This window comes from Amycolatopsis sp. NPDC051903 (assembly GCF_044452505.1).
Lineage (GTDB): Bacteria > Actinomycetota > Actinomycetes > Mycobacteriales > Pseudonocardiaceae > Amycolatopsis.
In genome coordinates this window covers 1-25155 of record NZ_JBITBT010000041.1, presented here as the reverse complement: position 1 = coordinate 25155, position 25155 = coordinate 1, and the positions used below count along the sequence as shown (strand labels likewise).

Annotated in this window: 22 protein-coding genes; 8 read left to right on the top strand and 14 right to left on the bottom strand. The window is 70.2% G+C overall.

The features are described from left to right. Nucleotides 1-14: 14 nt before the first annotated feature. The 3 genes from ACIA77_RS43785 to ACIA77_RS43775 all read right to left on the bottom strand — a co-directional run bounded on the left by ACIA77_RS43785 (nt 15) and on the right by ACIA77_RS43775 (nt 3045). The gene (locus ACIA77_RS43785) at nt 15-1175 is read right to left on the bottom strand and encodes an urea transporter (protein ID WP_395892082.1); all 1161 of its coding nucleotides are present in this window, start codon (nt 1173-1175) and stop codon (nt 15-17) included. A gap of 81 nt (nt 1176-1256) precedes the next feature. Further along, nucleotides 1257-2510, bottom strand: a complete 1254-nt coding sequence (gene fmdA, locus ACIA77_RS43780) for a formamidase (protein WP_395892081.1) — start codon at nt 2508-2510, stop codon at nt 1257-1259. Nucleotides 2511-2685: 175 nt separating this feature from the next. After that, on the bottom strand, nt 2686-3045 hold the full coding sequence (locus ACIA77_RS43775; protein WP_395892080.1) for an FmdB family zinc ribbon protein: 360 nt from the start codon (nt 3043-3045) through the stop codon (nt 2686-2688). Between the two features lie 306 nt (nt 3046-3351). Between ACIA77_RS43775 and ACIA77_RS43770 the strand changes: the two genes are divergently transcribed. Then, nucleotides 3352-5853, top strand: coding sequence for an alkaline phosphatase D family protein (locus tag ACIA77_RS43770; protein ID WP_395892079.1), 2502 nt, complete (start codon nt 3352-3354; stop codon nt 5851-5853). 77 nt (nt 5854-5930) lie between these two features. Here the strand turns inward: ACIA77_RS43770 and ACIA77_RS43765 are convergent, their stop codons facing one another. Continuing rightward, nucleotides 5931-6464 (bottom strand): DinB family protein, encoded by a 534-nt coding sequence (locus ACIA77_RS43765; protein WP_395892078.1) that lies wholly within the window; start codon nt 6462-6464, stop codon nt 5931-5933. Nucleotides 6465-6551: 87 nt separating this feature from the next. Here ACIA77_RS43765 and ACIA77_RS43760 point away from each other — a divergent pair, with 87 nt between their 5' ends. From ACIA77_RS43760 to ACIA77_RS43750, 3 genes are all read left to right on the top strand, one after another. Continuing rightward, the gene (locus ACIA77_RS43760; protein WP_395892077.1) at nt 6552-6722 is read left to right on the top strand and encodes a LysR family transcriptional regulator; all 171 of its coding nucleotides are present in this window, start codon (nt 6552-6554) and stop codon (nt 6720-6722) included. A gap of 515 nt (nt 6723-7237) precedes the next feature. Continuing rightward, the gene (gene glnA / locus ACIA77_RS43755) at nt 7238-8662 is read left to right on the top strand and encodes a type I glutamate--ammonia ligase (RefSeq protein ID WP_395892076.1); all 1425 of its coding nucleotides are present in this window, start codon (nt 7238-7240) and stop codon (nt 8660-8662) included. Nucleotides 8663-8811: 149 nt separating this feature from the next. Further along, nucleotides 8812-9492: a gamma carbonic anhydrase family protein gene (locus ACIA77_RS43750; RefSeq protein WP_395892075.1), complete on the top strand. Its 681-nt coding sequence runs from the start codon at nt 8812-8814 to the stop codon at nt 9490-9492. Nucleotides 9493-9589: 97 nt separating this feature from the next. On the opposite strand, the gene ACIA77_RS43745 is transcribed toward ACIA77_RS43750, so the two are convergent. From ACIA77_RS43745 to ACIA77_RS43725, 5 genes are all read right to left on the bottom strand, one after another. Then, on the bottom strand, nt 9590-10420 hold the full coding sequence (locus tag ACIA77_RS43745) for an SDR family NAD(P)-dependent oxidoreductase (RefSeq protein WP_395892074.1): 831 nt from the start codon (nt 10418-10420) through the stop codon (nt 9590-9592). 15 nt (nt 10421-10435) lie between these two features. After that, the gene (locus ACIA77_RS43740; protein WP_395892073.1) at nt 10436-11095 is read right to left on the bottom strand and encodes a peroxiredoxin-like family protein; all 660 of its coding nucleotides are present in this window, start codon (nt 11093-11095) and stop codon (nt 10436-10438) included. Nucleotides 11096-11188: 93 nt separating this feature from the next. Continuing rightward, nucleotides 11189-11803 (bottom strand): TetR family transcriptional regulator C-terminal domain-containing protein, encoded by a 615-nt coding sequence (locus ACIA77_RS43735; protein WP_395892072.1) that lies wholly within the window; start codon nt 11801-11803, stop codon nt 11189-11191. A gap of 80 nt (nt 11804-11883) precedes the next feature. Beyond that, the gene (locus ACIA77_RS43730) at nt 11884-12618 is read right to left on the bottom strand and encodes a hypothetical protein (RefSeq protein WP_395892071.1); all 735 of its coding nucleotides are present in this window, start codon (nt 12616-12618) and stop codon (nt 11884-11886) included. 198 nt (nt 12619-12816) lie between these two features. Continuing rightward, nucleotides 12817-13668: an SAM-dependent methyltransferase gene (locus ACIA77_RS43725; protein WP_395892070.1), complete on the bottom strand. Its 852-nt coding sequence runs from the start codon at nt 13666-13668 to the stop codon at nt 12817-12819. A gap of 156 nt (nt 13669-13824) precedes the next feature. Here ACIA77_RS43725 and ACIA77_RS43720 point away from each other — a divergent pair, with 156 nt between their 5' ends. Further along, nucleotides 13825-15060 carry a PucR family transcriptional regulator gene (locus ACIA77_RS43720; RefSeq protein ID WP_395892069.1) on the top strand — a complete coding sequence of 412 codons (1236 nt, stop codon included), beginning with the start codon at nt 13825-13827 and terminating at the stop codon, nt 15058-15060. Here the strand turns inward: ACIA77_RS43720 and ACIA77_RS43715 are convergent. The 5 genes from ACIA77_RS43715 to ACIA77_RS43695 all read right to left on the bottom strand — a co-directional run bounded on the left by ACIA77_RS43715 (nt 15020) and on the right by ACIA77_RS43695 (nt 22202). Further along, nucleotides 15020-17860, bottom strand: a complete 2841-nt coding sequence (locus tag ACIA77_RS43715; protein WP_395892068.1) for an aminotransferase class III-fold pyridoxal phosphate-dependent enzyme — start codon at nt 17858-17860, stop codon at nt 15020-15022. The genes ACIA77_RS43720 and ACIA77_RS43715 overlap by 41 nt on opposite strands. Before the next feature lie 74 nt (nt 17861-17934). Next, on the bottom strand, nt 17935-18708 hold the full coding sequence (locus ACIA77_RS43710; RefSeq protein ID WP_395892067.1) for a LamB/YcsF family protein: 774 nt from the start codon (nt 18706-18708) through the stop codon (nt 17935-17937). Further along, complete coding sequence (locus ACIA77_RS43705) at nt 18705-19730, bottom strand: biotin-dependent carboxyltransferase family protein (RefSeq protein ID WP_395892066.1); 1026 nt, start codon at nt 19728-19730, stop codon at nt 18705-18707. Before ACIA77_RS43705 ends, ACIA77_RS43710 begins: the two co-directional genes overlap by 4 nt. Next, nucleotides 19723-20526 carry an allophanate hydrolase subunit 1 gene (locus ACIA77_RS43700; protein ID WP_395892065.1) on the bottom strand — a complete coding sequence of 268 codons (804 nt, stop codon included), beginning with the start codon at nt 20524-20526 and terminating at the stop codon, nt 19723-19725. Before ACIA77_RS43700 ends, ACIA77_RS43705 begins: the two co-directional genes overlap by 8 nt. Further along, a complete protein-coding gene (locus ACIA77_RS43695) occupies nt 20523-22202 on the bottom strand; it encodes a purine-cytosine permease family protein (RefSeq protein WP_395892064.1) in 1680 nt (559 codons plus the stop codon). The genes ACIA77_RS43700 and ACIA77_RS43695 overlap by 4 nt, the downstream gene beginning before the upstream one ends. A 387-nt stretch (nt 22203-22589) precedes the next feature. On the opposite strand from ACIA77_RS43695, the gene ACIA77_RS43690 reads away from it, so the two are divergent. The 3 genes from ACIA77_RS43690 to ACIA77_RS43680 all read left to right on the top strand — a co-directional run bounded on the left by ACIA77_RS43690 (nt 22590) and on the right by ACIA77_RS43680 (nt 24869). Beyond that, a complete protein-coding gene (locus ACIA77_RS43690; protein WP_395892063.1) occupies nt 22590-23084 on the top strand; it encodes a hypothetical protein in 495 nt (164 codons plus the stop codon). Between the two features lie 186 nt (nt 23085-23270). Beyond that, nucleotides 23271-23714 (top strand): hypothetical protein, encoded by a 444-nt coding sequence (locus ACIA77_RS43685; protein ID WP_395892062.1) that lies wholly within the window; start codon nt 23271-23273, stop codon nt 23712-23714. Between the two features lie 27 nt (nt 23715-23741). Continuing rightward, nucleotides 23742-24869, top strand: coding sequence for a lactonase family protein (locus ACIA77_RS43680; RefSeq protein ID WP_395892061.1), 1128 nt, complete (start codon nt 23742-23744; stop codon nt 24867-24869). Nucleotides 24870-25155: the final 286 nt, after the last annotated feature.

Below are 25155 nucleotides of genomic sequence, written 5' to 3'. Positions count from 1 at the left end.
AGAACGGGAAGACGTCAGGCGGGGCCGGGCCTCGTTTCCGGGACTCCGGAGCCCGCCATGGCGTGCTCTTCGTGCGAGCGCCGCACGTGTTCCTCCGGGGTGATGACCTTCGCGGGTGGCACCCACTCGAAGAACTTCGACGAGTCCTTCATCAGCACGAACGTCAGCGTGCCGAAGCAGAACGGCAGGGTAAGCGCGGGCAGGCCCCACGGCACGAACATCGACGCGATGGCGCCGAACAGCAACGCCGTGAAGATCGCGCAGAGCACACCGAGGATGGCCGAGCGCCAGGTCAGCACGTAGAACACGCCGGCGATCGCCAGTGCGGCGTCGAAGGAGTTGAAGCCCCACAAGCCGTTGTAGATCAGCACGCCGTCGGCGCCGAGGGCCATGCCGGTCAGCATGCCGACCGCCGAGCCGATCAGCGCGAAGAGCGCGGCGATCCGGGAGCAGAACGCGATCCCGACGATGATCAGCACTCCGGCCAGGATGCTGTTGCAGAAGAACAGCTGGCCGATCCCGCGGAAGATCGCGTTGATCACCGCCACCACGTCGGTGTTGCCGGTGGCTTCGGCGCTCGCGCGGAGTGACGTTCGCACGCCGGGCCCGTTCACCTGAGGTGCCGCCGGGGCGATCGAGTCCGCGAGCCGCCCGCGGGTGAGGTGCAGGGCCGCGATCAGGAACGTCAGCGTGGTGATGTTGAAGGCGAGCGTGAACGGCGGCACTCCCCAGGCACCGCCGAACGACGCAGCGAGCGCGGCCATCAGGATCGACGACGCCGCGCTCAGCAGGATGATCCAGAGGATCACGATCCCGTCCCACGGGGGCGAGAGGAACAGGGCGAGCCCGAGCCCGACGAGCACGCCGTTGAACCCGTAGAGCCCCGCGTGGATCGCGTCCCGGTCGAACCCGAGCGCCAGTGCGGCGAGAGTCGAGGCCAGCACCCCGACCGTGGCGCCGAACCCCAGCCACGGCTCCTGGAGCCAGGTGGCCAGCAGGATGAACGCGCCCGTGATCGGGCTGTTCATGAACACGACCTGCCCGATCCCGCGCAGGCAGTATTCGAGGAACCCGATCACCGGGACCTTCAGCGCCCGTTCGTCGACTTCGGGCATGGTGCCGTTGATCCATCGCCACGGCCCGTGGTGGCCGCGTTCCGGTGGTGCCGTTGTCATGACCGCCTCCTCCGGCGGGGTAGTACGTCGTCCGACGCGCCGGTCCGGGCGGGAGGACTGGCCTCCCGCCCGGTCGCGGCGTCAGAAGCTCGCCGTCGGCACAGTCATTCCTTGTTCGACCTGCGCCGGGCCACCGGCCGAAGGACGCACGTCGAGGTCGAAGATCGCGGTGGGCAGGTACACCGTGGAGCACGAGTTGGGGATGTCGACCACGCCCGAGAGCCTGCCCTCGATCGGCGCCGAGCCGATGATCATGTACGCCTGGATCGCGCTGTAGCCGAACTTCTGCAGGTAGTCGATGGCGTGCAGGCAGGCCCGCTGGTACGACAGGTGCGAGTCCAGGTAGTGCTGGGTGCCGTCGAGCGTGACCGAGGTGCCGGAGAACGCGAGCCACTCGCTGTACTGCGGGCTCACGTTGCCGGGCATGAAGATCGCGTTCTCGGCGACGCCGTAGGTCTCCATGCCGCCCTTGATCAGGTCGACGTGCAGGTCCATGAACCCGCCCATCTCGATGGCTCCGCAGAACGTGATCTCCCCGTCGCCCTGCGAGAAGTGCAGGTCACCCATGGAGAGTTTCGCCCCGTCGACGAAGACGGGGTAGAACACCCGGGTTCCCTTCGTGAAGTTCTTGATGTCCTGGTTCCCGCCGTTCTCGCGCGGCGGTGCGGTGCGCGCGGCCTCGGCCGCGACCCGGTCGAAGTCGGCTCCGGTCAGGCTGCCGAGGATCGCCGAGTCCGGCAGCGGGGGCAGCGCCAGCGGAGGCACCCGGTTCGGGTCGGTGTCGATCAGCGCCTGCTCGCGCGCGTTCCACTTGGCGAGCAGGTCCGCCGAAGGAGCCGTGCCCATCAGGCCGGGGTGCACGATCCCGGTGTAGGCGACGCCCGGTACGTGCCGCGACGTGGCGATCCCGCCCCTGAAGTCCCAGATCACCTTGTACGCGTCGGGGAACCACTCCGTGAGGAAGCCGCCGCCGTTCTTGGTGGCGAAAACCCCGGTGTAGCCCCAGCCTTGGCCGGCCAGCGGACCCGAGTCCTCTTGCGGGATCGGGCCGACGTCGAGGATGTCGACGATGAGGAGGTCGCCCGGCTCGGCGCCCTCGACCGCGATCGGCCCGCTCAGCACGTGCACGCTGGGCAGCGGAGCGTTCAGCACGTCCTCGGCGGAATCGTCGTTGTGGATAGCGCCGTCGAACCATTCGCGGCAGTGCACGCGGAAGGAGTCGCCGGGCTTGACCTGGACCTGCGCGGGAATATCCCCGTGCCACCGGTTGTGGCCGACAATTTTCTGATCAGTGAATTTCTTCGAAGAATCGAGTGAGAAAACAACTTGCGGCATGGCATCTCCCGACGGCTTGGTTGGTGACCCGACCGGCATTGGTGGTGCTGAACACCTCCGCAACGCGGAGCGTGGCGGCTCCGCAGAGCGCGCCGGGCATCAGCCGCAAGTTCTTCTCCGCCAGCCCAGCAAGCGGGCCATTGCCCGGCAGGGACGCCGGCTGGGCCGCGTGCGCCTACGGTCTCGGCAGGCGCGCCAGGGCGGGGTTCGACGCCGTCGCCGGCCTCCGCGCCCGGCCGGCCGCAGGCGGAACCGCCTTCACGACAGCCGGTTCGTCGCGGGTTTTCTCCGCTTGGTCGATGGCTGTGACCAGCTCACGCCGCCCCAGCGCGAGCATCGGCGCGGAGTAGCTCCGCGCCGCCTCGCCACCACAAGCAGGGCACTGCCACCGTGGCGTGGCCGCCCCCATCGGCAGGCGCACCTCGAAAACGCCGTCCTGGTCGCATCGATATTGGTACGTCGCCATGGGTCGCAGCCTCCCTACTGCCCGCTCGTTCCCCCGGGTCCCTCCAAGGCGGGCTGCCCCGCGGCGCACCCGTCATCACCTCGCGCCGCAGGCCGGGAAATCAGAGCGATAAATGACGCTACCAGCCAATTTATTCCGACACAACGCGACATTTTGAGCGAAACGAAATGTGCGCAGCGAAGCCATTTATCCACGTGCGGTGACGATCGGTCCACCCGCGCCCGGGGCCATGGCTCCCTCATCGTGAGTTGTCGCACCACCGGCTCACGCGCGACGTCCGGTGTACGGGAGTTGTTCACCTGGTCGGCACGAGTCCGGCACCGGCGTCCTGCACGCTCGCTCGGGTTTGGGCGACAGAACGGACGGGACGGACAGATGGCGACGTTTTCCCTGGATCGGCGGCGCTTCCTCACGCTGGCAGGAGGCACGGTCGGTGCCGTGGCACTGGGTGCGGGGCAGCTCGCGGAGGCGGCCGAGCTCGACCCGGCGCCCTTCACCCTGGGGGTGGCTTCCGGCGAGCCCGACCACACCAGCGTGGTGCTCTGGACCCGGCTCGCGCCCGATCCCCTGAACGCCCAGACGGGCGGCATGCCGGTCGAGCCGGTGGAAGTGGCGTGGGAGCTCGCGCGTGACGCCGCGTTCCGCCACGTGATCGCGCGCGGCTCGGTCACCGCGGTACCCGAATCGGCGCACACCGTGCACGTGCTCGCGACCGACCTGGCCCCGGATCGCTGGTACTGGTACCGATTCACCGCCGACGGCGTCCGCAGCCGTACCGGGCGCACCCGCACGCTGCCGGCGCCGGGCGCGAAGCCGGGTGTGCTGCGGTTCGCCTTCGCGTCGTGCCAGTCGTGGGCCGGCGGGCCGTACCCGGCCTACCGGGACATGGCCGAGCAGGACCTCGACTTCGTGGTGCACCTCGGTGACTACATCTACGAGACCACGGGCGGCAGCCTCGGTGAGTTCCGCCGGCTGCACGCGCTCTACAAGACCTCGCCCGACCTGCGCGCGGCGCACGCGCGCTTCCCCTTCTTCCTCACCTGGGACGACCACGAGGTGCAGAACAACTACGCCGGCGACGTCGCGGGCGGCGCCGGGGACGGCCGGCCGTTCCTCGAGCGGCGCGCCAACGGCTACCAGGCGTATTACGAGCACCTGCCGATGCGTCCCGAGCAGCAGGCGCACGGCCCGGATGCGCTGATGTACCGGCGGATGCAGTTCGGCCGGCTCGCCGAGTTCAGCATCCTCGACACCCGCCAGTACCGCTCCGACCAGGCGCTGGGCGACGGTCGCAAGGAACCGGCCGGAGAGGTGTTCGACCCGGCGCGCACGCTCACCGGACCGGCGCAGGAGCGCTGGCTGCTCGACGGGCTCGCCGCGTCCAAGGCCACCTGGAACGTGATCGCGCAGCAGACGATCATGGCCCAGTTCGACTACGATCTCGGGCCGGGCAAGATCGTCAACCTGGACCAGTGGGACGGCTACCCGCCGGCCCGTGCGCGCATCCTCGACTTCATCGCCCGCGAGCGGCCCGCGAACCCGGTGGTGCTGAGCGGCGACTGGCACACGCACTGGGTCAACGACCTCAAGACCGACTTCGACGACCCGGGCTCGCCGGTGATCGCCACCGAGTTCGTGGGCACGTCGATCTCGTCCGGCGCCGGCTGGGACGCCGACGTCCGCCTCGGCCTGGCGGCGAACTCGCACGTCAAGTTCTACAACGGCACCTACCGCGGTTACGTGCGCTGCGAGGTCACGCCGGAGAAGTGGCGCAGTGACCTGCGGATCGTGCTCAACGCGAGCGACGCCGCCTCGCCCGCCTACACCGTCGCGGCCTACGAAGTGCGCGACGGCGTGCCTGGGGCCTACCGCGTCGACGACGGCGACGGCCTGGCCGGCGTCGTCACCGACCAGGGCAGCGGCAAACCGTTGCCGAACGTCGAGGTCGCGGTGCACCGCGAAGACGGCTCGCGGCTCGTCGCGGTCACGACCAACCCGGCCGGCGAGTACGTCGCCTTCGCTCCGCCCGGCGCGTACACCCTGCGCGTGAACGGGGTCGGCTACGACCTCGCGAGCGCTCCCGTGGGCATCGGTGCGTCGGACGGGTCCACAGTGGACTTCCGGCTCACGCGATCGGTGGCCACGGCGGCGAAGGGCCGTACCGTGCCTGGCCCGATTTCACAGGCGACGGCGTCGGACGTCGTGCTCGCCAACGACCTGCTGGCACTGGCGATCTCGGCCGGCACCACCGATTCGCAGCTCCCCGGCGTCACGCTCGGCAAGCCGCTCGACCTCGCCGCCGTCGGGCACCTCGACCAGCTGGACTGGATGAACCTGCCGTACGCCTCGGCGGCGCAGCCCCGCGGCGGCAACGCGTGGCAGCAGCTGACCGTGCGGTCCACCGCCGTCGAACTGGTCTCGCCCACCGACGTCCGGGTGAGCGGCGCGAGCACCGCGGTGGCGGACATCGGCGTCGTGACCACCTTCGGCGTGCGTACCGGCGAGCCGTGGGTACGCGCCACGACGGTGTTCACGAACACCGGCACCGCCGCTCGAACGTTCTGGCTCGGCGACGTCGTCGACCACGACGGCACCGGCCAGCGCAGCGGCGTCGCGGGCCACGGCACCATCACGGCCTCGGCCCCGGCCGACTTCACCCCCACCGCCCCGTGGCTCGGCATGACCGGTTCGGACCGCCAGACCTACGGCCTCCTCTACGACGAGCCCGGCTTCACCGTCTACGCGTGCGGCATCTGGGCCATGACGCAGCGGCAGATCACCCTCGCCCCGGGCGCCACCTTCACCCTGGGCCGCCGCATCGCCGCCGTCGACAACGGCGGTGCGGCCGACCCGTTCGCCGTGCTCGGCACCCTCTGACACCCGGGTGGCGGGCGGCCCGGCCGCCCGCCACCGGCCTGAAGTCGATCCACTCGGAGCCGCGGCGACGCGGCAGGTCAGCCGAGGGGGTTGAGGACGAGGTACCCGTCGAGCCGGCTGATCCGGTCGGTGTCGGGGTCCGGTGGCAGCACGTGGCCGAGGTTCCGGGCGCGGACTTCACCGATCCACTGGTCGTGCTGGTACTCGTGGTTGATCAGCGCGACCAGCAAGTGCTGCGCGACGACGGTGAGCTGGCCGGGCGCGCCGACGTGGCCACCGGCGATGGCGCCGAGGCGAGCGTGGACCCGGTCCGCGACGGTGTTCCGGAACGTGGTGAGCCGCTCGATCGTCGGCAGCGCGCCGCGGAACCGTTCGGGGTTGGCGGAGTCCATCAGCCCGTCCAGCTCGGGGTCCGGGCTCGGCTCGGCCGCGGTCAGGTTGCGGACCATGAAGTGGGCCACGTGAGCCTGGTGGCCGAGGTGCCAGCCGATGGCGCTGGAGTTCTCGTGCGGGCGCCAGGTCACCTCGTCGGGGGTGAGGTCCTGCCACAGCAGGTCCGTGTAGGCGCGCGCCCGGTCGTACTCGCGCAGGAGTTCCGGGACTTCGTGCATCGTGACCACCTCGGGTGTGTGAGATCCGGGATCGCGGGACTGCGTCGGTGCCCGACCAGTGTGTAGTCGTCGTGACTGACCACGTCGGTGGGGGAGGGGGTGCCCTACGCGCAGGCCGGCTCGCAGACCAAGTCGTTCAGCGGCGCGGCGTGCGCCTACGGCGTCACGCAGCCGGCGCTGTCGAACGGCGTGGCCCGGCTGGAGGCGGAACGGGGGTGCGCGCGGCGAAGTACTCGACGGGGTAGGCGAGGAGCGTGATCCGGCCCGTGCCGACGCGGCGGGCGGCGAGGGCCGGCGAACCGTCCACTGTGGCCAGGGCGGTGGCCGTGGCCGGTTCGAGCGGCCGGAGTAGCTGCCGGCGGTCGCGAACTCCAGCACTGCGCTCACGTCCAGGTCGCCGAGCGGTTCCGCGAGGGTGAGCGTGACGCGGTCCTGCTCCGCGGGTTGGACGAGCCCGTACCGCAGGTACCGCACCTATCCGCGTGACGTCGCCACGCGGGGCCACGAGCCGCGGGCCCGCGCCGCCGGTGAGCCGGACGGTTGGAGATTTGCCGCTCGTTCGCGGATCGAGGTCGGTTATCTGCGCCGGTTTCAGCGTGTGGTTCGGCCGCTGCGCATTTTCTAGTGCTGCCCGGCAAAAAGGGTAAACTCACTGTCCTGCGTCGGCCTCCTCGCCGGTGCCATTTTGCTCGGCATCCGCGGCCCGAGCCCGCTCGCCGCTGTCCTGAGCTCGCCGCGAGCCGTCATCGAACCAGCGAAGGAGACAGGAGAACATGTTCACCAACGCCGACGAGATCCTGCGCTTCGTCGCCGATGAGGACGTCCGGTTCATCGACGTCCAGTTCTGCGACCTGCCCGGCATCATGCAGCACTTCACCGTTCCGGCCGTCTCCTTCGAAGCGGATGCCTTCACCGAAGGGCTCGCCTTCGACGGCTCCTCGGTCCGCGGGTTCCAATCCATTCACGAGTCGGACATGCTGCTGCTGCCCGATCCGGTCACCGCCCGCGTCGACCCGTTCCGCGCCCAGAAGACCCTCGCCATGAACTTCTTCGTGCACGACCCGTTCACGCACGAGGCGTACAGCCGCGACCCGCGCAACATCGCCCGCAAAGCCGAGCAGTACATCGCCGAGTCCAGCATCGCGGACCGGGCGTTCTTCGGGCCGGAGGCCGAGTTCTACATCTTCGACTCCGTCCGGTTCGATTTTGCGGAGAACGGCGCTTTTCACGAGGTCGATTCGATCGAGGGCTGGTGGAACACCGGCGCCGACGAAGCCGGCGGCAACCAGGGCTACAAAACTCCGTACAAGGGCGGTTACTTCCCCGTTCCGCCGCTCGACCACTTCGCCGACCTGCGCGACCGCATGGTGCACAACCTGGCCGAGGTCGGGATCGAGGTCGAGAAGGCCCACCACGAGGTCGGCAGCGGCGGCCAGGCCGAGATCAACTACAAGTTCAACACCCTCCTGCACGCCGCCGACGACCTGCAGCTGTTCAAGTACATCGTGAAGAACACCGGCTGGGCGGCCGGCAAATCCGTCACCTTCATGCCCAAACCGCTCTTCGGTGACAACGGTTCCGGCATGCACTGCCACCAATCCCTGTGGGACGAGAACGGGCCCCTGTTCTACGACGAAACCGGTTACGGCGGATTGTCCGACATCGGGCGCCACTACGTCGGCGGCATCCTGCACCACGCGCCGAGCCTGCTGGCCTTCACCAACCCGACGGTGAACTCCTACCACCGCCTGGTCCCCGGCTACGAGGCACCGATCAACCTCGTGTACTCCCAGCGCAACCGCTCCGCCTGCGTGCGCATCCCCATCACCGGCAGCAGCCCCAAGGCCAAGCGCATCGAGTTCCGCTGCCCCGACTCCTCCGGCAACCCGTACCTCGCGTTCGCCGCGATGGTGATGGCCGGGCTCGACGGGATCCGCAACAAGACCGAGCCGGCGGCGCCGATCGACAAGGACCTCTACGAACTCCCACCCGAGGAAGCACGTGGTGTCGCCCAGGTTCCGGGATCGCTGGACGCGGTGATCGACCGGTTGGAAACCGACCACGAGTTCCTCCTCAAGGGTGGCGTGTTCACCCCGGACGTGATCGAAACCTGGATCGACTTCAAGCGGGAGCACGAGATCGACCCGATGCGGCTGCGCCCGCACCCGTTCGAATTCGCGCTGTACTACGACGTGTGAGGGGAATCGGTCCGGGCTGGTGAAAAACTGCCGACCGGCGCGGACCCGGCTCGGCTGAAGGCCGGGCGTAGCGTCGTCCTGTGGCGCGGACCCGGCGCGGCAGCGCCGCGGCGGCCGGTGCCGATCTTCCCCACCGATCGGAGGCCGCGATGACCTTTCCCGAGGACTACCTGCACCCGGTGGGCCGCGGCGCGGTCTTCATCGAGCACCAGCACCGGCACCCGCGGGTCGACAAGTCCGTTTATATCGCCCCGACGGCCGTGCTGTGTGGGGAGGTGACCGTCGGCCCGCACAGCCGCGTCCTCTTCGGCGCCGTGCTCACCGCGGAGGGCGGCCCGGTCGAGGTCGGCGCGCACTGCGTGCTCATGGAGCACACGGTGCTGCGGGGCTCCCGGCGCCACCCGGTCCGTCTCGGCGATCACGTCCTGGTGGGGCCGCACGCCCACCTCAGCGGCTGCGTCATCGACAGCAACGCCCGGGTCGCCACCGGCGCGATGATCTACAACGGCGCCCACATCGGTTCCGGCGCCGACGTCGAGTTCGGCGCGGTGGTGCACGTGAACACCGTGGTGCCGCCGGAAACCGTGGTGCCGATCGGCTGGTTCGCCGGCGGTGACCCGGTCCAGCTGATCCCGCCGCAGCAGTGGGAACGCATCGCCGAGGTGATGGAACCGCTCAACTACCGCGGAACCGTGTTCGGCGTGACCGAGGCACCGAACGAGCCGGCGATGACGCGGATCGCGCAACGCTACGCGCGGGCGCTCGCCTTGCACCGCTACGACGAGAACGTCATCCCGGAACTGCTCGGTGAACCGAGCGACCGGGTGTGACTCGGCAGGTTCCCGGTGGAGGAGGGACGTGCCCGGGTCCTCGGTGCGACCGGCGGTGCCCGGGTGGCCGTGAGTCTGCCACTCGGGCACCGACGGGTCAGTCGCCTGCCGTTCGGGCCGACGGCCCCTTCGTTCTTAGAGCGCGCCGCACGAGCGTTCCGTACATCGCGGTCTGGATCCGGCGTGGGGTCACGTGCTTGCCGAGGAAGTCGTTGACCCGGTTGGGAAATCCGGGAATCACGAGTGGTTTGCGACCCAGCGCGCGCAGCGCGGCGCGGACGACGCGGCGCGCGGACATCGCCGGCATCGGCAGCTTCGCGAAATCGATGCCTTCGGCGCCGGCGAACCCCTCGGTCGCGGTCGGGCCCGGGGCGAGGACCAGGACGTCGACACCCGCCGGCTTGAGTTCGTGCCGCAGGGCCTGGCCGAAGTTCGCGAGGTAGGCCTTGGCGGCCGAGTAGTTGGCCAGGTAAGGAATCGCGGCGAACGCGACCGCGGAGGACACCAGCACGAGCCCTCCGCGGCCCTTCGTCCTGAACTGCCGGCCGTATTCGTGCGAGAGCCGCATCGGCACCGAGAGGTTGAGGTCGAGCAGCGCCGACTCGTCGGCGAGCGGGGTGTCGAGGAACGGACCCGCGGTCGCGATCCCCGCGCTGGCCACGACGAGCCCCACGTCGAGGTGGGCGGTGCGTCGCAGGAGCTCGGTCACGGCTCCTTCGCGGCCGAGGTCGAGTTCGATGACTTCCGTTGTGGTGCCGTGTTCTTCCCGCACCTGTTCGGCGAGTGCTTCGAGCTTGTCCTTGCGTCGCGCGACCAACGCCAGATCGAACCCGCTCGCGGCCAGCTGGGCCGCGAACTCGGCTCCGATCCCGGCGGAGGCGCCGGTCACCACGGCGTACCGGCCGTACCGGGTGCGCACATCCTTCATCGGGTGGTTCCTCCGTCAGAGCGCGGCATCGAAGGCCGCCAGGATCTGGGCCGGTTCGCTTCGTTTGACGTAATCGGGGTGGACGTCGATCCAGCGGATCGTTCCCCCGGTGTCCACGATGACCGTGGTGGGCATCGGGATCACGGCCGTGTCGTCGGCGTTCGCGGCGGCGACATCGAGTCCGAGCGCCGCTTGGCTCGCCTTGGCACCGTCGGTCGGCTCGGTGAGGATGCCGAGGCGCCCGGCGATCTTGTTGCCCGGGTCCGAGAGCACCGTGAACGTGAGTTCGTGGGTCTGCTGCATCGTCAGCGAGCCGTCGGGCTTCTGCGGGCTGATCGCGACGAGCGTGGCGCTTCGCCGCGCGAGTGGCTCGACCAGCTCGGCCTGGTAGGTGCGCAGCGCCAGGTTGCAGTACGGGCACCACGCGCCGCGGTAGAAGACGACGACGGCGGGCTTGCCGGCCAGAGCGGCGTACAGGGTTGTCGGTTCGCCGTGGGCGTCGAGGAGGTCGCCTTCCGGCAACCGGGCGCCCGGTTGCGCCACGCCGGCGGGTACTCCGGCAGTCGCGAGTTGCTGCACTTCCTCGGTGAACTGCGCGAGCACCGCCGGCGGTACTCGTTCGGCCAGGTTCGCTTGCAGAACGGCGGCCTGATCGGCGATCGGGGTGGTGGACATCGGCCTTCTCCCTGGTCCGTGAACGGGTCTGCGGTCCAGAGTTGCGATCGAGAATTGGCATCGCAATGCCAGTCCTCAGCGGCGCCGGAACGGCTACTCGACGGTCTGCGACTCGATGTACGCGAGCGTCGTGTCGAGCGCCACCTCGAGCGGCCCGGTGTCGCGGTTGAGCTGGGTCATCAACAACCCACCCTGCAACGACGCCAGCAGCGACAACGCCAACGCCTCCGGGTCGGCTTCGGCCCGCAACGCGCCGTTGGCGTGCATCTGCGTCAGCCCGGACCGGAGGCCGGCCGACCAGCGCGCGAAGCTGTGGGCGAGCTGCAGCCGCGCCGCCTCGTCGTGCTCCGCGAACTGCGTGGTCAACGCGGCGATGGGGCACCCGCCGCGGCAGTTCAGCTCCCGCTGCCGGGCGACCACGAGGTTGCGCCACTCACGCAACCCCTCCATCGTGTCCAGCCGCGCGAACAGCTCCTCCTGCGGCTCGATGACCGCGTCCGTCTGGTGCTCGATCACGGCGCGCACCAGCGCCGTCTTGTCGGCGAAGTAGTGGTACACCTGCGAATTGCTCACGCCGGCCCGCGCGCGGACATCCTCGACGGTGGTGCTGGACACCCCGTTCTCGAACATCACCTGCGCCGCCGCGGCCACGATCCGCTGTCGGGTCTCCCGCCCCTTGGCGGTCAGCGTTCCCGGTTTGATGGGCATGCCGCCAATGGTAGGAGGTCTGGTATGGACTCTCCACTCCTCGTTTCCGCCCGGTTCGGCATGCCGGGAACCGAGCCGGGTCAACGGAGCTTCGTCCACGCTTCGTCGATCATCACCGCGCAGACGCCCGGGTCGCTGTGCTCCTTGGTGTCGTCGCCGAGCGGCTTGAGCTGGATGGTCAGGCCGGCATCAGTCCGCTGGCACACGACGACCGACGTCTTGTCGGGCGTGAGTTCGTGGTCCAGCGGCGTCAGGTCGTTGTGGAGCACGCAGGACACGTCGCCGACTCGCCGGAGTTCGTTGGTGGGCGCGGCGGGGCCGTTGTCCTTCTCCTCGTAGGGGATCGCGAGCCCGGGCGAGTGCGCCCGCACGGCCGTGAGCTGGAACGAGTGCGCGAAGTCCACTGCGGTGTACGTCTGCACCACCGCCGGCGCCCCGTCGTACGCGGCGGAGATGCGGGTGCCGTTCTCGCGGTCGTTGGTGGCGTTGCGCTGGGCGTACTGGCGGTGGGCGAAGTCGTCCTTGAACTTGATCGGGGAGACATCGGCCCGGTCGACGCCCCCGAGCGTGTCGGGCGCGCTGAGCGGCAAACCGCTGACGACTCCCGCGTCGTGGGCGGCCAGGAACCACGGCACACCGACTCCCGCCGCACCGACGCCCAGGCCTATCGCGGCGGCAACCACCAGCGAAAACGAGCGCGAACGGCGCGGCGGTGTCGCAACTACAGGTACCTCAACGAGCACCGGCGGTTCCTCGGTCACTGTGCAGTCCTTCGAGCCGTCTCGGACGATGTCGATCACTGGATCGACCACCATCGGCCCGTCGTTACCGCGACTCGGTAACGCCTTGCCAACGGTCCAGACCAAACGTGCTGGACGGCCACAATGGACAGTTCGTGGGACACGCCGAGGGTGACCTGCTTCCCTCAGGCCCGGGCCCGGACGACGTGAAAGAGCCGGGCGCGTGCCGAGCGCGAGGATGTCCGCGACCCGCGCCACCGGCCACCCCAGCCGTCAGGGCTTCCGGCCGACGACTCCGACGATGCACTTCTCGACGTCGTTCAGCGGGCGAAGCCTGGGGCCGTCCGGCCACCACAGGTCGCAGAGTTCGAGGTCGCCGGTCGTGCCCGGGTGGGCCGGGATCAGGTCGAGGCCGGGGAGGAACGCCTTGATCTCGGTGGCGGTGCGGAAGCGCCCGCTGCCCATCGGGCTGTGGATGAAGAGCTCTTCCATCCTGCGCGCCAGTTCACCGAGTTCGGGTGTCTCGGGGTTGAAGAAGTGCGCGATCGCCACGAAGCTGCCGGAGGGCAGGGCGTCGATGTACTCGGCCATCAGGTCGGCGCCGTTGTCGGCCGTGTAGTGGTGGAGGGTGCCGATCTGGAGCAGAGCGATCGGCTTGGTGAAGTCGAGGTACGTCCGCACGACGTCGTTGGTGAGGACGTCGCCGGGGCTGAAGATGTCGGCGCCGGCGAAGTGGGTGTGGTCGTTCTCCTCGAGAAGAGCCCGTCCGTGGCTGATCACGACGGGGTCGTTGTCGATGTAGACGACTTCGGTTTCGGGATCGACGCGCTGGACGATCTGGTGGGTGTTCTCGGCGGTCGGCAGGCCGGAGCCGCAGTCGAGGAACTGCCTGATGCCGCCCTGGTCGGCGAGGAAGCGGCAGGCGCGGGTCAGGAAGTTGCGGTTGCTCCAGGCGAGGTCGTTGACCTCGGGGGCCACGCGGGCGACCTGCGCGAGGACCTGCCGGTCGATCTCGTAGTTGTCCTTGCCACCCAAGGCGGCGTCGTAGACGCGCGCGATGCTCGCGCGGCTCGGATCCACTCCGACCGGGACTGAACTCGGAGCGGTGTACATGGCGTCCGACATGGTTTTCCTCGCAGCTCGGCGGCATGATCTCGACGTAGGGTAGTGCTCTCGGTTCGACGGGTAAACAGTGCGCTCCGCCTTGGCTCGGTGGTGTCCGTGGAGGGGATGCACACTGCGAAGCGGGACGTGGTGGGTGATCGCGGAAAGGACGTGTGCATGCCGGCCTCGGAGCTCGATCCTCAGGAGGCGATCCGGCTGGTCGCGGGGCGGGTGCTGGACACTCGTCTGGACGAGCTCGTCCACCGGGCGGTGGACCGGCTGCGCGCCGACGAGCCGGAGTACGCGACGTCGGAAGTCAGCCGCGCGGATCTGATCAACATGATGCGCCGGACGCTGGCGCTGGCGCTCACCCGGGCCGCCGGCCGGCCCATTCCGCCGGCGATCGCGGACGCGGCCGCCGAGGCGGGGCGGGTCCGGGCGCGCCAGCGGCTGCCGTTGCCCGCGTTGCTGCACGCCTTCCGCATCGATCTGCGGATCCTCTGGGAAGCGATCATCGACGAGGGCCGCAGCCGGGGCCTCGCCGCGAACGAGTCCTTTGTGGAGAGCTCGGTTCTGCTGTGGGAGGCCGTGGAGAACAACACCGCGGAAATGGTGGACGCCTACCGCAGCACTGAACACGACATGGCGCTGCACCTCGACGAGCTGCGCCACGCCGCCTTCGAGCACCTCATCGGGCCCGGCGAGGGTGACCCCGCCGCGGTGCGCGAGGCGTCGCGCCGGCTGGACCTTCCCGCCGACGGCCAGGTTCTGGTCGTGGTCGCCGAAGACGTGCCGCACCGGCACGAGGCCAGCCGGATCGCGGCGACGCGGCTGCGGTCGCTCGCGCTGCCGCACTACCAGGCGTGGCGGCCGGACGAGCTGTGCGTGCTGGCCGCACTCGGCGATCGCGGCACGGCGGACGTGCTCGCCGCGCTACGCAGCCTCGACGACTGGCGGTGCGGCGGGTTCGTCGCCGACGGGCTCGCCGGTGTCCCGCAAGGGATCCGGCTCGCCCGCGCCGTCATCCGGGCCGCGACCGGCCCCGGTTTGCGGCTGCTGGACTCGTGCTGGCTGGCGACGATGGCCAACGCCGACGACGAACTGGGCGCCGCGCTCGCCCGCAAGCTGCTCGCCGGGCTGCTGGCGCTGCCCGAGCACGAGCGGGCCGTGACCCTCGAGACCCTGGCGACCTACCTCGACAGCGACGGGTCGGTGCTGGAGGTCGCGTCGAAGATCTACCGGCACCGCAACACCGTTCGCAACCGCCTGCAGGCCGTCGAGCGCGTCACCGGGCTCCGGCTCTCCCGGCCACGCGACCTGGCGACCCTCACGCTCGCGATGGAGTGGCTGCGTGGCCCGTCCGGCGGCGAGCTCACCGGAGAGTGGCCAGCACCGCGTCCAGGGTCTCCGTGAACAGATCGGCGTGCTCGCGGCCGAACACCATGGGGGGCTTGAGCTTGAGCACGTTGTCCAGGACCCCGTTCGGGTAGACGATCACGCCGCGGTCCTTCATGGCCTCGGCCACCGCGTACGCTTCTGCCGCGGCCGGCTCCCCGCCGTCCCGCACGAGTTCGACACCCAGGTAGAGCCCCTGCCCGCGGACGTCGCCGACCAGCTCGTGCCGCTGCTGGAGTTCCTGCAGCGCGGCGAGGAAGTACGCGCCGGTTTCGGCCGCGTGCTCCTGCAACCCGTCACCCTGCACGATGTCGAGCACGGTTTCCCCGATCGCGCAGGAGACCGGGTTGCCGCCGAAGGTGTTGAAGTACTTCATTCCGGTGTCGAACGCGTCGGCGATATCGCGGGTGGTGACGACCGCCGCGATCGGGTGGCCGTTGCCCAGCGGCTTGCCCATCGTGACGATGTCGGGCACCACCCCCTGTGGCTGGAAACCCCAGAACGCGTTCCCGAGCCGGCCGACGCCGACCTGCACCTCGTCGGAGATGCACAGCCCGCCGGCCGCGCGCACCGCTTCGAAGGACTGCCGCAGGTACCCGTCGGGCAGGATGATGTTGCCCGCCGTGCCCATCAGGGATTCCGCGATGAACGCGGCGGGCGGCCGGCCTCGCGCCACCAGCCTTTCGACCGTCGCGGTGACGTCCGCGGCGTAGCGGGTGCCCGCGTCCGGGTCGGCGTACCCGTAGGGCCCCCGGTAGCGATCGGGGCGCATGACCTCGTGCGTGGTGGGCGGCGCTCCCGCACCGCCCGGCCCCTTGTACCGGTTCGGGCTGATGCCGGTGACCGCGGTGGTGTTGCCGTGGTAGGCGCCGTCGATGACGAGCACGTCGGTGCGGCCGGTCACCTGGCGGGCGATGCGCAGCGCGAGGTCGTTGGCTTCACTGCCGGTGCAGACGAGGAACGCGACCTCCAGCGGCGCCGGCAGCGTTGAGCACAGCCGTTCGGCGTAGGACGCGATTCCTTCGTAGACGAACCGGCTGTTCGTGTTGAGCTTGCGCATCTGCCGCAGCGCGGCCGCCGAGACCCGTGGCTCCGCGTGGCCGACGTGCGTGACGTTGTTGATCGCGTCGAGGTAACCGAAGCCGTCTTCGTCGTAGAGCCACACGCCGCGGCCGCGGACCAGGTTCATCGGCCGCCGGTAGTAGGCGCGCTGGGAGCGGCCGAACCGCCGTTCCCGCAGCGAGACCACGTCTTGGACGTCCATCGGGGACGGTGCCCCGGTCGCGATGCCCAGCAGCGGTGCGGGATCGGGGGACAGGGCGCGCCACAGCGGCACGTCCTGGGCCCGGACGTACCGCGGTGGCGGTTCGGCGGCCGGCTCGGCGGACTGGACCACCTGCACCTGGACCTCCGCGCCCGCCGTGGCGAAAGCGGCGCCGGCGTCGAGGTGCTCGCCCTCGGCCGCAAGGGGGCGCACACCCCACCAGCAGGTCCGGAAATCCTGATGGCGCAACACCATCGGCTCACCGGCCCGTTCGACGTCCGCGTCGAGCGGAGCGTGCAGCTGCTCGTGATCGGTGAACAGGGTGACGCCGAGGCGGACCGTGGCGGTCATGCCGGAGCGCTGCCGGGCCGCGGGCAACGACGCGGCCAAGTGCCGGGCGAACCCGGTCTTCGCACCACGCTTCTCGCCGATCGCGCCGGCCAGGGCCGCCGGGTCCGTCCAGTCGAGGTCGTCGACCAGATCGCTGCCGGGTGACAGATCGATCTCCGCGAACGGTCCGGAAAGGACGGTCTGCTTCGCCACCGGCGCCGGTGCCGCAGGCGGCTCGAACCCGCACGCGGCCCGGAACGCGGCTTCGGCCAGCGCCGGGTGGATTTCGGCGATCCGCGTGAGCGCCGGCCAGGTGTGCCGCATCCGTGCGCGGCCGTACGTGCCGCCGGCTGTCGCCGTGCGACGGGTCCACGTGGTGGCGTTGACGCACAGCCGGGCCGCCGCGAGCGGGAAGATCACCGCGAGTTCGCGTTCGGTCAGCGGCACCACCGAGTGGAACCCCGCCACGACCGCGGTCGCCGCGGCGAGCGGATCCTCCTTGCGCAGCATCGCGTAAGCGGCCGCGACGGCCACTTCCGCGACGCGGATGGTGAACAGAGCGTCGCCCACGTCGAGCACACCGCTGAGGTGGGGCGTTCCCTCGGAGTCGTGTTCAGCAAGAACGTTGAAGTCGTTCAGGTCGTGGTGCACGACACCCAGCGGCAGCTCGGTGAACGCGGGTTCGCACCGGTCGAACCAAGCCAGCACCCGCTCCGCGGTGCGCCGGTCGCCCTCGTCTTCGACGAAGCCGAGCCCGGCCTCCGCGGCCGTCCTCGCTTTGCGGACGTCCCAGTGGTGTGAGGGCACACCGTCGCGCACCGGCAGGTCCGCGAGAGCCCACGTGATCCGCCCGGCCGCCGCGCCGAGTTCGGTGAGCAGGGAGAGCGGGTGGTGCGGCATCTCCGCGAACATCGTGCCGGGCAGCCAGGCCAGCAACCGGACGACGTGGGGGCCGACGCCGACCAGCGGGTCGCCCGAGCGGGCGGGGATCAGCCTCGACACGGGCAGGTCGGGCACCCGGTCGGCGAGGTGCCCGAGCACGTCGTTCTGCCAGCGCAGCGCCACGTCCTCTGTGGACCCCAACGTGGCCTTGAGCAAGTACTGGCCACCGTCGGCGGTCGAGACGCGGACGTTCTGGTCGATCTCGCCGCCGAGCACCTCCTGCTGGATCGCTTCGAGCCCGTAGTGCTCTCTCAACAAGTCCTGGATCTGGGAAGGGTTCACGTCTTCGAGTCAATCCTGGGGGAGGTGGCGGGACAATGTGCCGGGGCGGCGGAGCGCGCGGGCGGGATTGTGCATCAGCACCGTGCCGCGACGGCCGTCGCGAGGTCGACGACCTCGATGTCCTCGTCGGCGAGGCGCTTGCGCAGCGTGGCCGCGACCTCCAGCACGTTGGGCATGTCGCCGTGCAGGCACACGGTGGGGGTGTCCACCTCGATCCGCGACCCGTCGAGCGCGGTCGCGGCGCGCTCCTTGACGATCGCCACCGCCCGCCGGGCGACGTCGGCGGGATCACCCGGCTGCTTCCTCGGTTCCACGCGGGGAAACCCGTCCGGCTGGTAGTCCAGATCGATGTACCCCTCGTGCCAGACGGTCAGCCCGTGCTCGGCGGCGAGCCGCGCGGGCCACCCCTGCCCGGCGATGACGATCAGGTTCCGGTCGTACCGGGCGACCGCCTCCAGGAGAGCACGGGCGTAGTCCTCCCGCCGCCCGCACATCGCGTACAGCGAGCCGTGCGGTTTCACGTGCCGCAGGGTGCCGCCCTCGGCGCGGACGAACGCGTCCAGCGCGCCGATCTGGTAGAGCGTGTCGTCGAGCAGGTCTTCGGGCGCGATGTCGAGCGGGCGGCGCCCGAAGCCCCGCAGATCGGGCAGCGCCACGTGCGCGCCGACGTCGGCTCCGGCGGCCAGGGCGGCCTTCGTGACCCGGTGCATGATGCGCGGATCGCCGGCGTGGAACCCGCACGCGATGTTCACGGTGGGCACCAGGGGGATCAGCTCCTCGTCGGGACCGAGCTGCCAGCGGCCGAATCCCTCACCCATGTCGGAGTTGATGTTGATCTGCCAGGTCATCGCTCCTCCAGGAACTCGGACGAGCCCACCTTGCGGGCCGCGAGATGGGCTTCATGGGCTTCGCCGGGGCCGACGGCGTGAAACCTGGTCACGTCGTGGGGTCTCAGCTGCGCGAGCACGCCGAGATCGGGGCTGATCACCGTCGCGATCTTGGCGTAGCCGCCGAGGCTCGGGCCGTCGACGCCCATCGCGATGGGTTCCAGGCCGCTGGGCACCTGGATGGAGCCGATGCAGATCGCGTCGTCCACGATGTTCGACGGGTCGGCTCCGGCCTGCGCCACCAGGTGTTCCGGGCGGGGCAGGAAGTGCAGCGCGGGCCCGACGAAGCGACAGCCCATCCGGTCGGACGTCGAGGACAGCCGCCAGTCGGTGCCGAGGAAGGTCGCCACGCTCTCCGGGGTGAACAGGTGGTCCTGCGGTCCCAGCACGACCCGCAGCCGCGCCGGCGTGCGGTAGGTGGGAACGAGCTCCGGCCGGATCCGCCGCCCCGCAAGCTGTTCGGGGCGCCGCGCCGGTTCTTGCGCGGCCAGCACGTCGCGGGCCTGCAGTCCGCGTCCGCCCAGCCCGCCGATCCCCGCGCGCACGTTGGTGGCGCGGCTGCCGAGCACGAGCGGCACCGCGAGACCACCGGCGACGGCGAGGTAGGCGCGCGCCCCTTCGCGGATGCCACCGAAGGCGATCACGTCGGCGGCGCGCACCCGGACAGAGGTCCACATCGGCAACGGCTCGCCGTTGAGCGTCGGCTGCAGGTCGGCGCCGGTGACCGCGATGACCGTGCTGCCCAGCGCCCGGAGGGTGGGCCCGGCCAGCAGGATCTCCAGCCCGGCGGCACCGGGATCGGCACCCACGAGCACGTGGTCGCCGACGTCGTTGCCCACCAGGAGGTTGGCCAGCTTCAGCGCCGCGGAGTCGAACGCACCCGAGGGCGGGATGCCGTCGGCGAGGTAGCCGGGCCGGCCCAGGTCCTGCACGGTCGTCTGCAGCCCGGGCGTCAGGACTTCGAGCACGTTGCGCTCACGCATCCGCCGCCGCCAACCGGTGCACGCCCGCCTCGATCCGGTATTCGTAGGAGCCCGTCACGACCTGTTCGCGGATCGCCTCGTACTCCTCGCCGTCGATCGCCACGTACCGGTGCCGGTCGCCGACCCGCGGCAGCACCGGGCCGTCGGCGAAGACGGCGTTGCGGCGCAACGGATCGAACAGATCCACCGGGGTGCGGCCCAGCAGCTGGTAGCCGCCGGGGCTGCGCACCGGGTAGTAGGACGTGATGGTGCCGGCCAGGCACACGACGCCGGGATCGGTCCACTTGCGCGGGCGCTCGTACTTCGGGCCGGTCAGCGCCATCTCTCCCAGCGGGACCGCCTGGTAGGTGCTCGGCTGGAAACCGACCGCCGACACCCAGTGCAGCACCCCGGCGTGCCGCGAGACCACCTCTTCGCGGCTGATGCCGTTGGTCTCGGCGAGGTAGTCGATGTTGTTGCCCACGCCGTGGGCGCGGGCGCACTCCTGCGACCACGGATCGTCGTACCAGATCGGGATCGTCACCAGGCGGGACGGGAACTCCGTGAGCTCGGCGAGCTCGTCGACCAGCTCGGTGAGCAGGCGTTCGAGATCACTCCGCCGGATCACGGCGGGGTCGTGGACGACACCGAGCGAGCGGTGCGTCGGCACGGTCTCGCGCACTCCGTCGATCCCCGCCTCCTTCAGCGCCCGGTCCAGCGCGAGCACCCGGAAGTTCAGCGCCAGCTCGATGCGGTCGCCGAACTCCACGCACAGCGCCAGATCGCCGAGCGAGCGGAACACCACCTCGGCCGTCATGCGGGTTCCACCGGCGCCTTTCCGTGCCGCACGGCCACCAGCGCCAGCTGCCGCCGGATGTCCGAATCGGACGGTGTGAAGCCGTCGGTCTTGCAGCGCTCGCCGCAGGTGCGGTGCGCCGCGCAGCACACCGAGCAGAGCACGTGGCTGTCGGTGACCGGGCAGCTCACCATGTCCTGGCGCATCACGTGTTCACCGCATTTGCCGCACGGCAACATGTTCTCCGCCGCTTCCAGTTCGTCATCGGTGTGGCTGAAGTCGTCGACCCACTGCGGGTCCGGGGTGCGCGCCAGGCGGCGGAACCGATTGCGGGCGACCAGTTCGACCACGATCGGGCCGGCGAACCCGATCCCGAACGCGACCACGTCGCCGATGATCGAACCCGCGACGGCGTTCGGCACGGCGCCGAGTGACAGGCCCGCGCCGAGCACCGCGCCCGTCAGCAGGCTGGCCAGCGCCGGGACGCCCCAGTTGGCCAGATAACCGCGCCGGTGTTCGACGTGCACGGGCGGCACCCGCAGTTTCGGCTTGATGACGCAGATGTCGGCGATCAGCACGCCCAGCCAGGCCAGGCAGAAGATGCCCATGAACGACACGACCGACACCAGGTGCTCCTCGACGTGGAGCATGGCACCGACGAAGGCGACCACGCCGACGAACACCACCCAGAACCGCCGGCCGGGCACCCAGTGCAGGATCCGCGAGGCGAAGTTGGCCAGCGCGAGCGAGCCGCTGTAGAAGTTCATGTTGTTGATGCGCAGCTGCGTCGCGGCCACCCAGATCACGCCGAACAGGCCGAGCACACCGGTGATGTAGCTGCCGGGGTTGTCGCTGCCGGTGTAGAGCGCCAGCACGGCGCCGAGCGGGAACGAGATCAGGTACACCGCGGCGATCACCACGAACGGCCCCACGATCATCGCCCGCTTCACCTCGGTCTTGCGGATGAAGCGCGAGAAGTCACCGGTGCCGAGGATCTGGATGACGACGTTGGGCAGCAACGCACCCAGCGCACCGAAGAACCCGGCCGCCGTGAACGCCGGACTGCTGAACGAGGGCGACAAGTGCGAGCCGTTCACCGCGGCGATCACCAGCCACGCCAGCCCCGCCAGGAAGATCGGCCCGAGCCAGCGCTGGACGAAGTCGTTCTGCGTGAACCCGTACCAGCAGATCGGCACCGACACGAACGCGGTGATCAGGAACCACACGGGCGCCGGGACCACCGGCCACTCGGTGTGCAGCGAGGTGCCGAGGTAGGCGGCTTCGATCGCCGCGTACATCATCCAGTTCACGGCGTAGATCAGGGACGTGACCGCCGAACCGAGGAAGCCGAACCCGCTGCCGCGGGTGATGAGGTCCAGGTCCAGCCCGGTCATCGCCGTCACCCTCGCGATCACCGCCGAGCCGAGCCAGCCCAGCACCGTGCCCACCGCGAACGCGGTCATCGCCGCCGGAAACCCGAAGGTCAGCGTCAGCTGCCCGCCGAGCGCCAGGAAGAACACCGAGGACGTCAGCCCGCTCAGCGACATCGCGAAACTGAACGCGGGCCGCTTCCAGTGCGCCGGCACCTTCCGCAACGCGTAGTCCTCCGCGGCCTCCTTCCGGGCCTGCGCCCCTCGGGGGATCAGCGCCGCCTTCACCGGCCTGCGCCCGGCGCCTCCGTCAGAACTCGCGGTCATGGCTACCTCCGTCGGCTCACCTGCTGCTTCAGCGGCTCCGTGCCACATCCCGGTGCACACCCGGCTGCCGCGCTTGGTCGAAGAGTCCACCACCGGGACCACAGGCGAACAAGGGATGACCTACCAGCTAACCGGACGCCAAACTGTGCACGTGCACAACGGTGGAAGGGGCGTTACTCGCTGGCAATCCAGGCGTAACGCGGGCCGTGGCTCAGGCCGGCGGCCGAGGTGCGGACCAGCGCGCGCGAGCCGTCGCGTTGCCCGGTTGGGCACCCGGGCGTGAAGTTCGGGGCAAGTCTCCGCCTGACCCCGGAAGACGACGAACGCCGTTGTCACAACCCACTTGGCTTTCGGCAATTACCTGCGCCCGCCAAGGAGGAGCCAGCCATGCCGGTGGAGACCACCGAACGGAATTTCTACCCGGACGACCCGGAGTACTTCATCGCGCGGCTCGCTCGCGACCGCGCAGCGGCGCTCGCCGAGCCGGCCTCGCCGTGGGCCGAGCCGTATTACGCCGGCATCCCCGCTGACGGCGACCTTCCCCTCGACGAAACCGAGCGGACCCTGGTCTGGCCCGGCCCGGCCATGATCATGCCTGCCGACCTGCTGCCGGACGGAAAGCCGCCCAGCAGCAGCGATTTCGACAACGCCGAACGCATCCGCGGACTCGGGCGGCGGCCGCGCGACGACGCCGAAGCGGACGCTGTGTGGCGGGCGTACGAGCGACAGCAAAACGCGCTGCGTGCCCGGGCCGGCCTGCCGCAGCCGGTCCGTGGACCCCACGGCCCCGAGGACACGCCGGAGACCGTCGGGGCGATCAAGAAGCTGCACGCCGAGGAGCGGGCGTGGCGGCTCCGCCGGGGCCGCCACCGGGCAGGGTGATCAGCCGGCCCGACGTTCAGCGAGTCGCACGCTTCGGGCTCGGTGTCGAGGAAAGAGACCGCCACCTCGCCGGTAAGACGGCGCGACGGATCGACCACTAACCGCGTGCGGAACCGGTTGCAGCGACACAACCCGGGGCTCGCAGCAACTTCAGGCTGGTTCAGGACAAGAGAAGGACATTGCTCGATGCGAAACGTGGCGCCGGCGACCAAGGTCGCCCGGCAGGGCCGGACGCTCCGGCCGGCGTTCGCATCCGCCGTGGTGTCCCTGGTGACCGGCCCGGACACGGTGCCTCCGACGCCGGGCGCTTGGCGGTCACTGCGACCCAGCGTCCGCGTGCCGGCCCGGGTCAGGCGGCTGCTCCCCGTTGCGGCAGCGGTGTTCCTGGCCACCTGGGCGACCGGGGCCTGCTACCCAGCTTCCGCACCCGCGCTGGTCGACGATCAGCTGCACACCCACGGCCCGCTCGTCCTCGGATTGGTGCTGGCCGCGTACCTGGCCCCCAGCGTTCTCGGCGGCCGGTTCACCCCAGCGGCGGCCCAACGCCTCGGTGCTCGCAACCCGCGCACCGACGCGACCGGGACCAGCCGGCAAATCCCCACCGACTCGCCGTCCCACCTCGAACGGTGAGACCACAGAAAGGGAACCGACAAAGAAATGGCAAGACATCTCCTCACCCGCGCCGCGCTCGGGGCTGCCGCCGTTCTGGCGACCATCACCATCGCCGCACCGCAAGCGTCCGCGGCCGGCGAGCACGGCGGCGCGGTGTTCGCGCAGACCGACAGCCCGACCGGCAACGCCGTCGTCGCCTACGACCGGTCCTCCGACGGGACTCTGAAGCAATCGGCCGTCTACCGGACCGGTGGTCTCGGCGGAGTGCTGGACGGGTCCGTCGTCGACCACCAGGCCTCACAGGGTTCGCTCGTCTACGACAAGCGCAATCGAGTCCTGCTCGCGACGAACGCCGGCAGTGACACCGTGACGGTGTTCGCCGTCCGCGGTAGTCACTTGACCCGCATCCAGACCATCGGCTCCGGCGGCCGTTTCCCGGTGAGCGTCACCGTCCACGGCGACCGGGTTTACGTCCTCAACGCGCTGGACGGCGGGTCGCTCCAGGGCTACTGGAACCTCGGCGGCCACCTGATCGCGTTGCCGGGCCAGCACCGTGCCCTCGGCCTCGACCCGACCGCCACACCGCAGTTCACGCACACCCCCGCCCAAGTCGAGTTCACGCCCGACGGATCGCACCTCGTGGTGGCGACCAAGGCCGTCGGGGACAGCCTCATGGTGTACTCCGTCAACCCTCTGCTCGGACTGTCCGCCAAGGCGGTGGTCACGTCGACGGGTGCCGGCTCTGTTCCGTTCGGCTTCGCCTTCGGCCGCGACGGTCGTGTCCTGCTCACCGAAGCCGGCCCGAACGCGGTCGCCGCCGGACACCTCGACCGGGCCGGGCGGGCGACGCTCTCCGAGCCGGTGCCCACCGGCCAGCAAGCGACCTGCTGGATCACCACCGCGGGCGACTACGCCTACGCAGCCAACGCCGGCAGCGGGACCATCACGACCTACTACGCAGGCCACGGCCGGCTCGACCTGATCGGCCAGACACCTGCTTCGGCGGGGACGATCGACCTCACCGCGTCCGGTGACGGCAAGTTCCTCTACGCGCAGGGCGGCAAGGCCGGAGAAGTCGACGCCTTCCGCATCGGCCCCGACGGCAGCCTCACGGCAGTCGGCACGACCACCGTGCCGGACGCCGTCGGCGGCGAGGGGATCGCCGCCTCCTGACGGACGGACGGGTGGGTGCGGGCACCAGTGGGCCGCGCACCCACCTGTCCCTTCACCGCGAGTCGAACGGAGCCGGCGTGCCGGCGTCAGCCGCCGGTAAGAACCGGCCGCCGACTGACGCCACCAGAAGGCCGGCAATGGAGGAGAGTGGCGTATGGCCGAAGCGAACGGGCAGCTGAACCCCGGCGGCAGGGTGGCTGCCGAGGAAATCAGGAACCTGATCATCGTCGGGTCGGGTCCCGCGGGTTACACGGCCGCGGTGTACGCGGCGCGGGCGCAGCTCGAA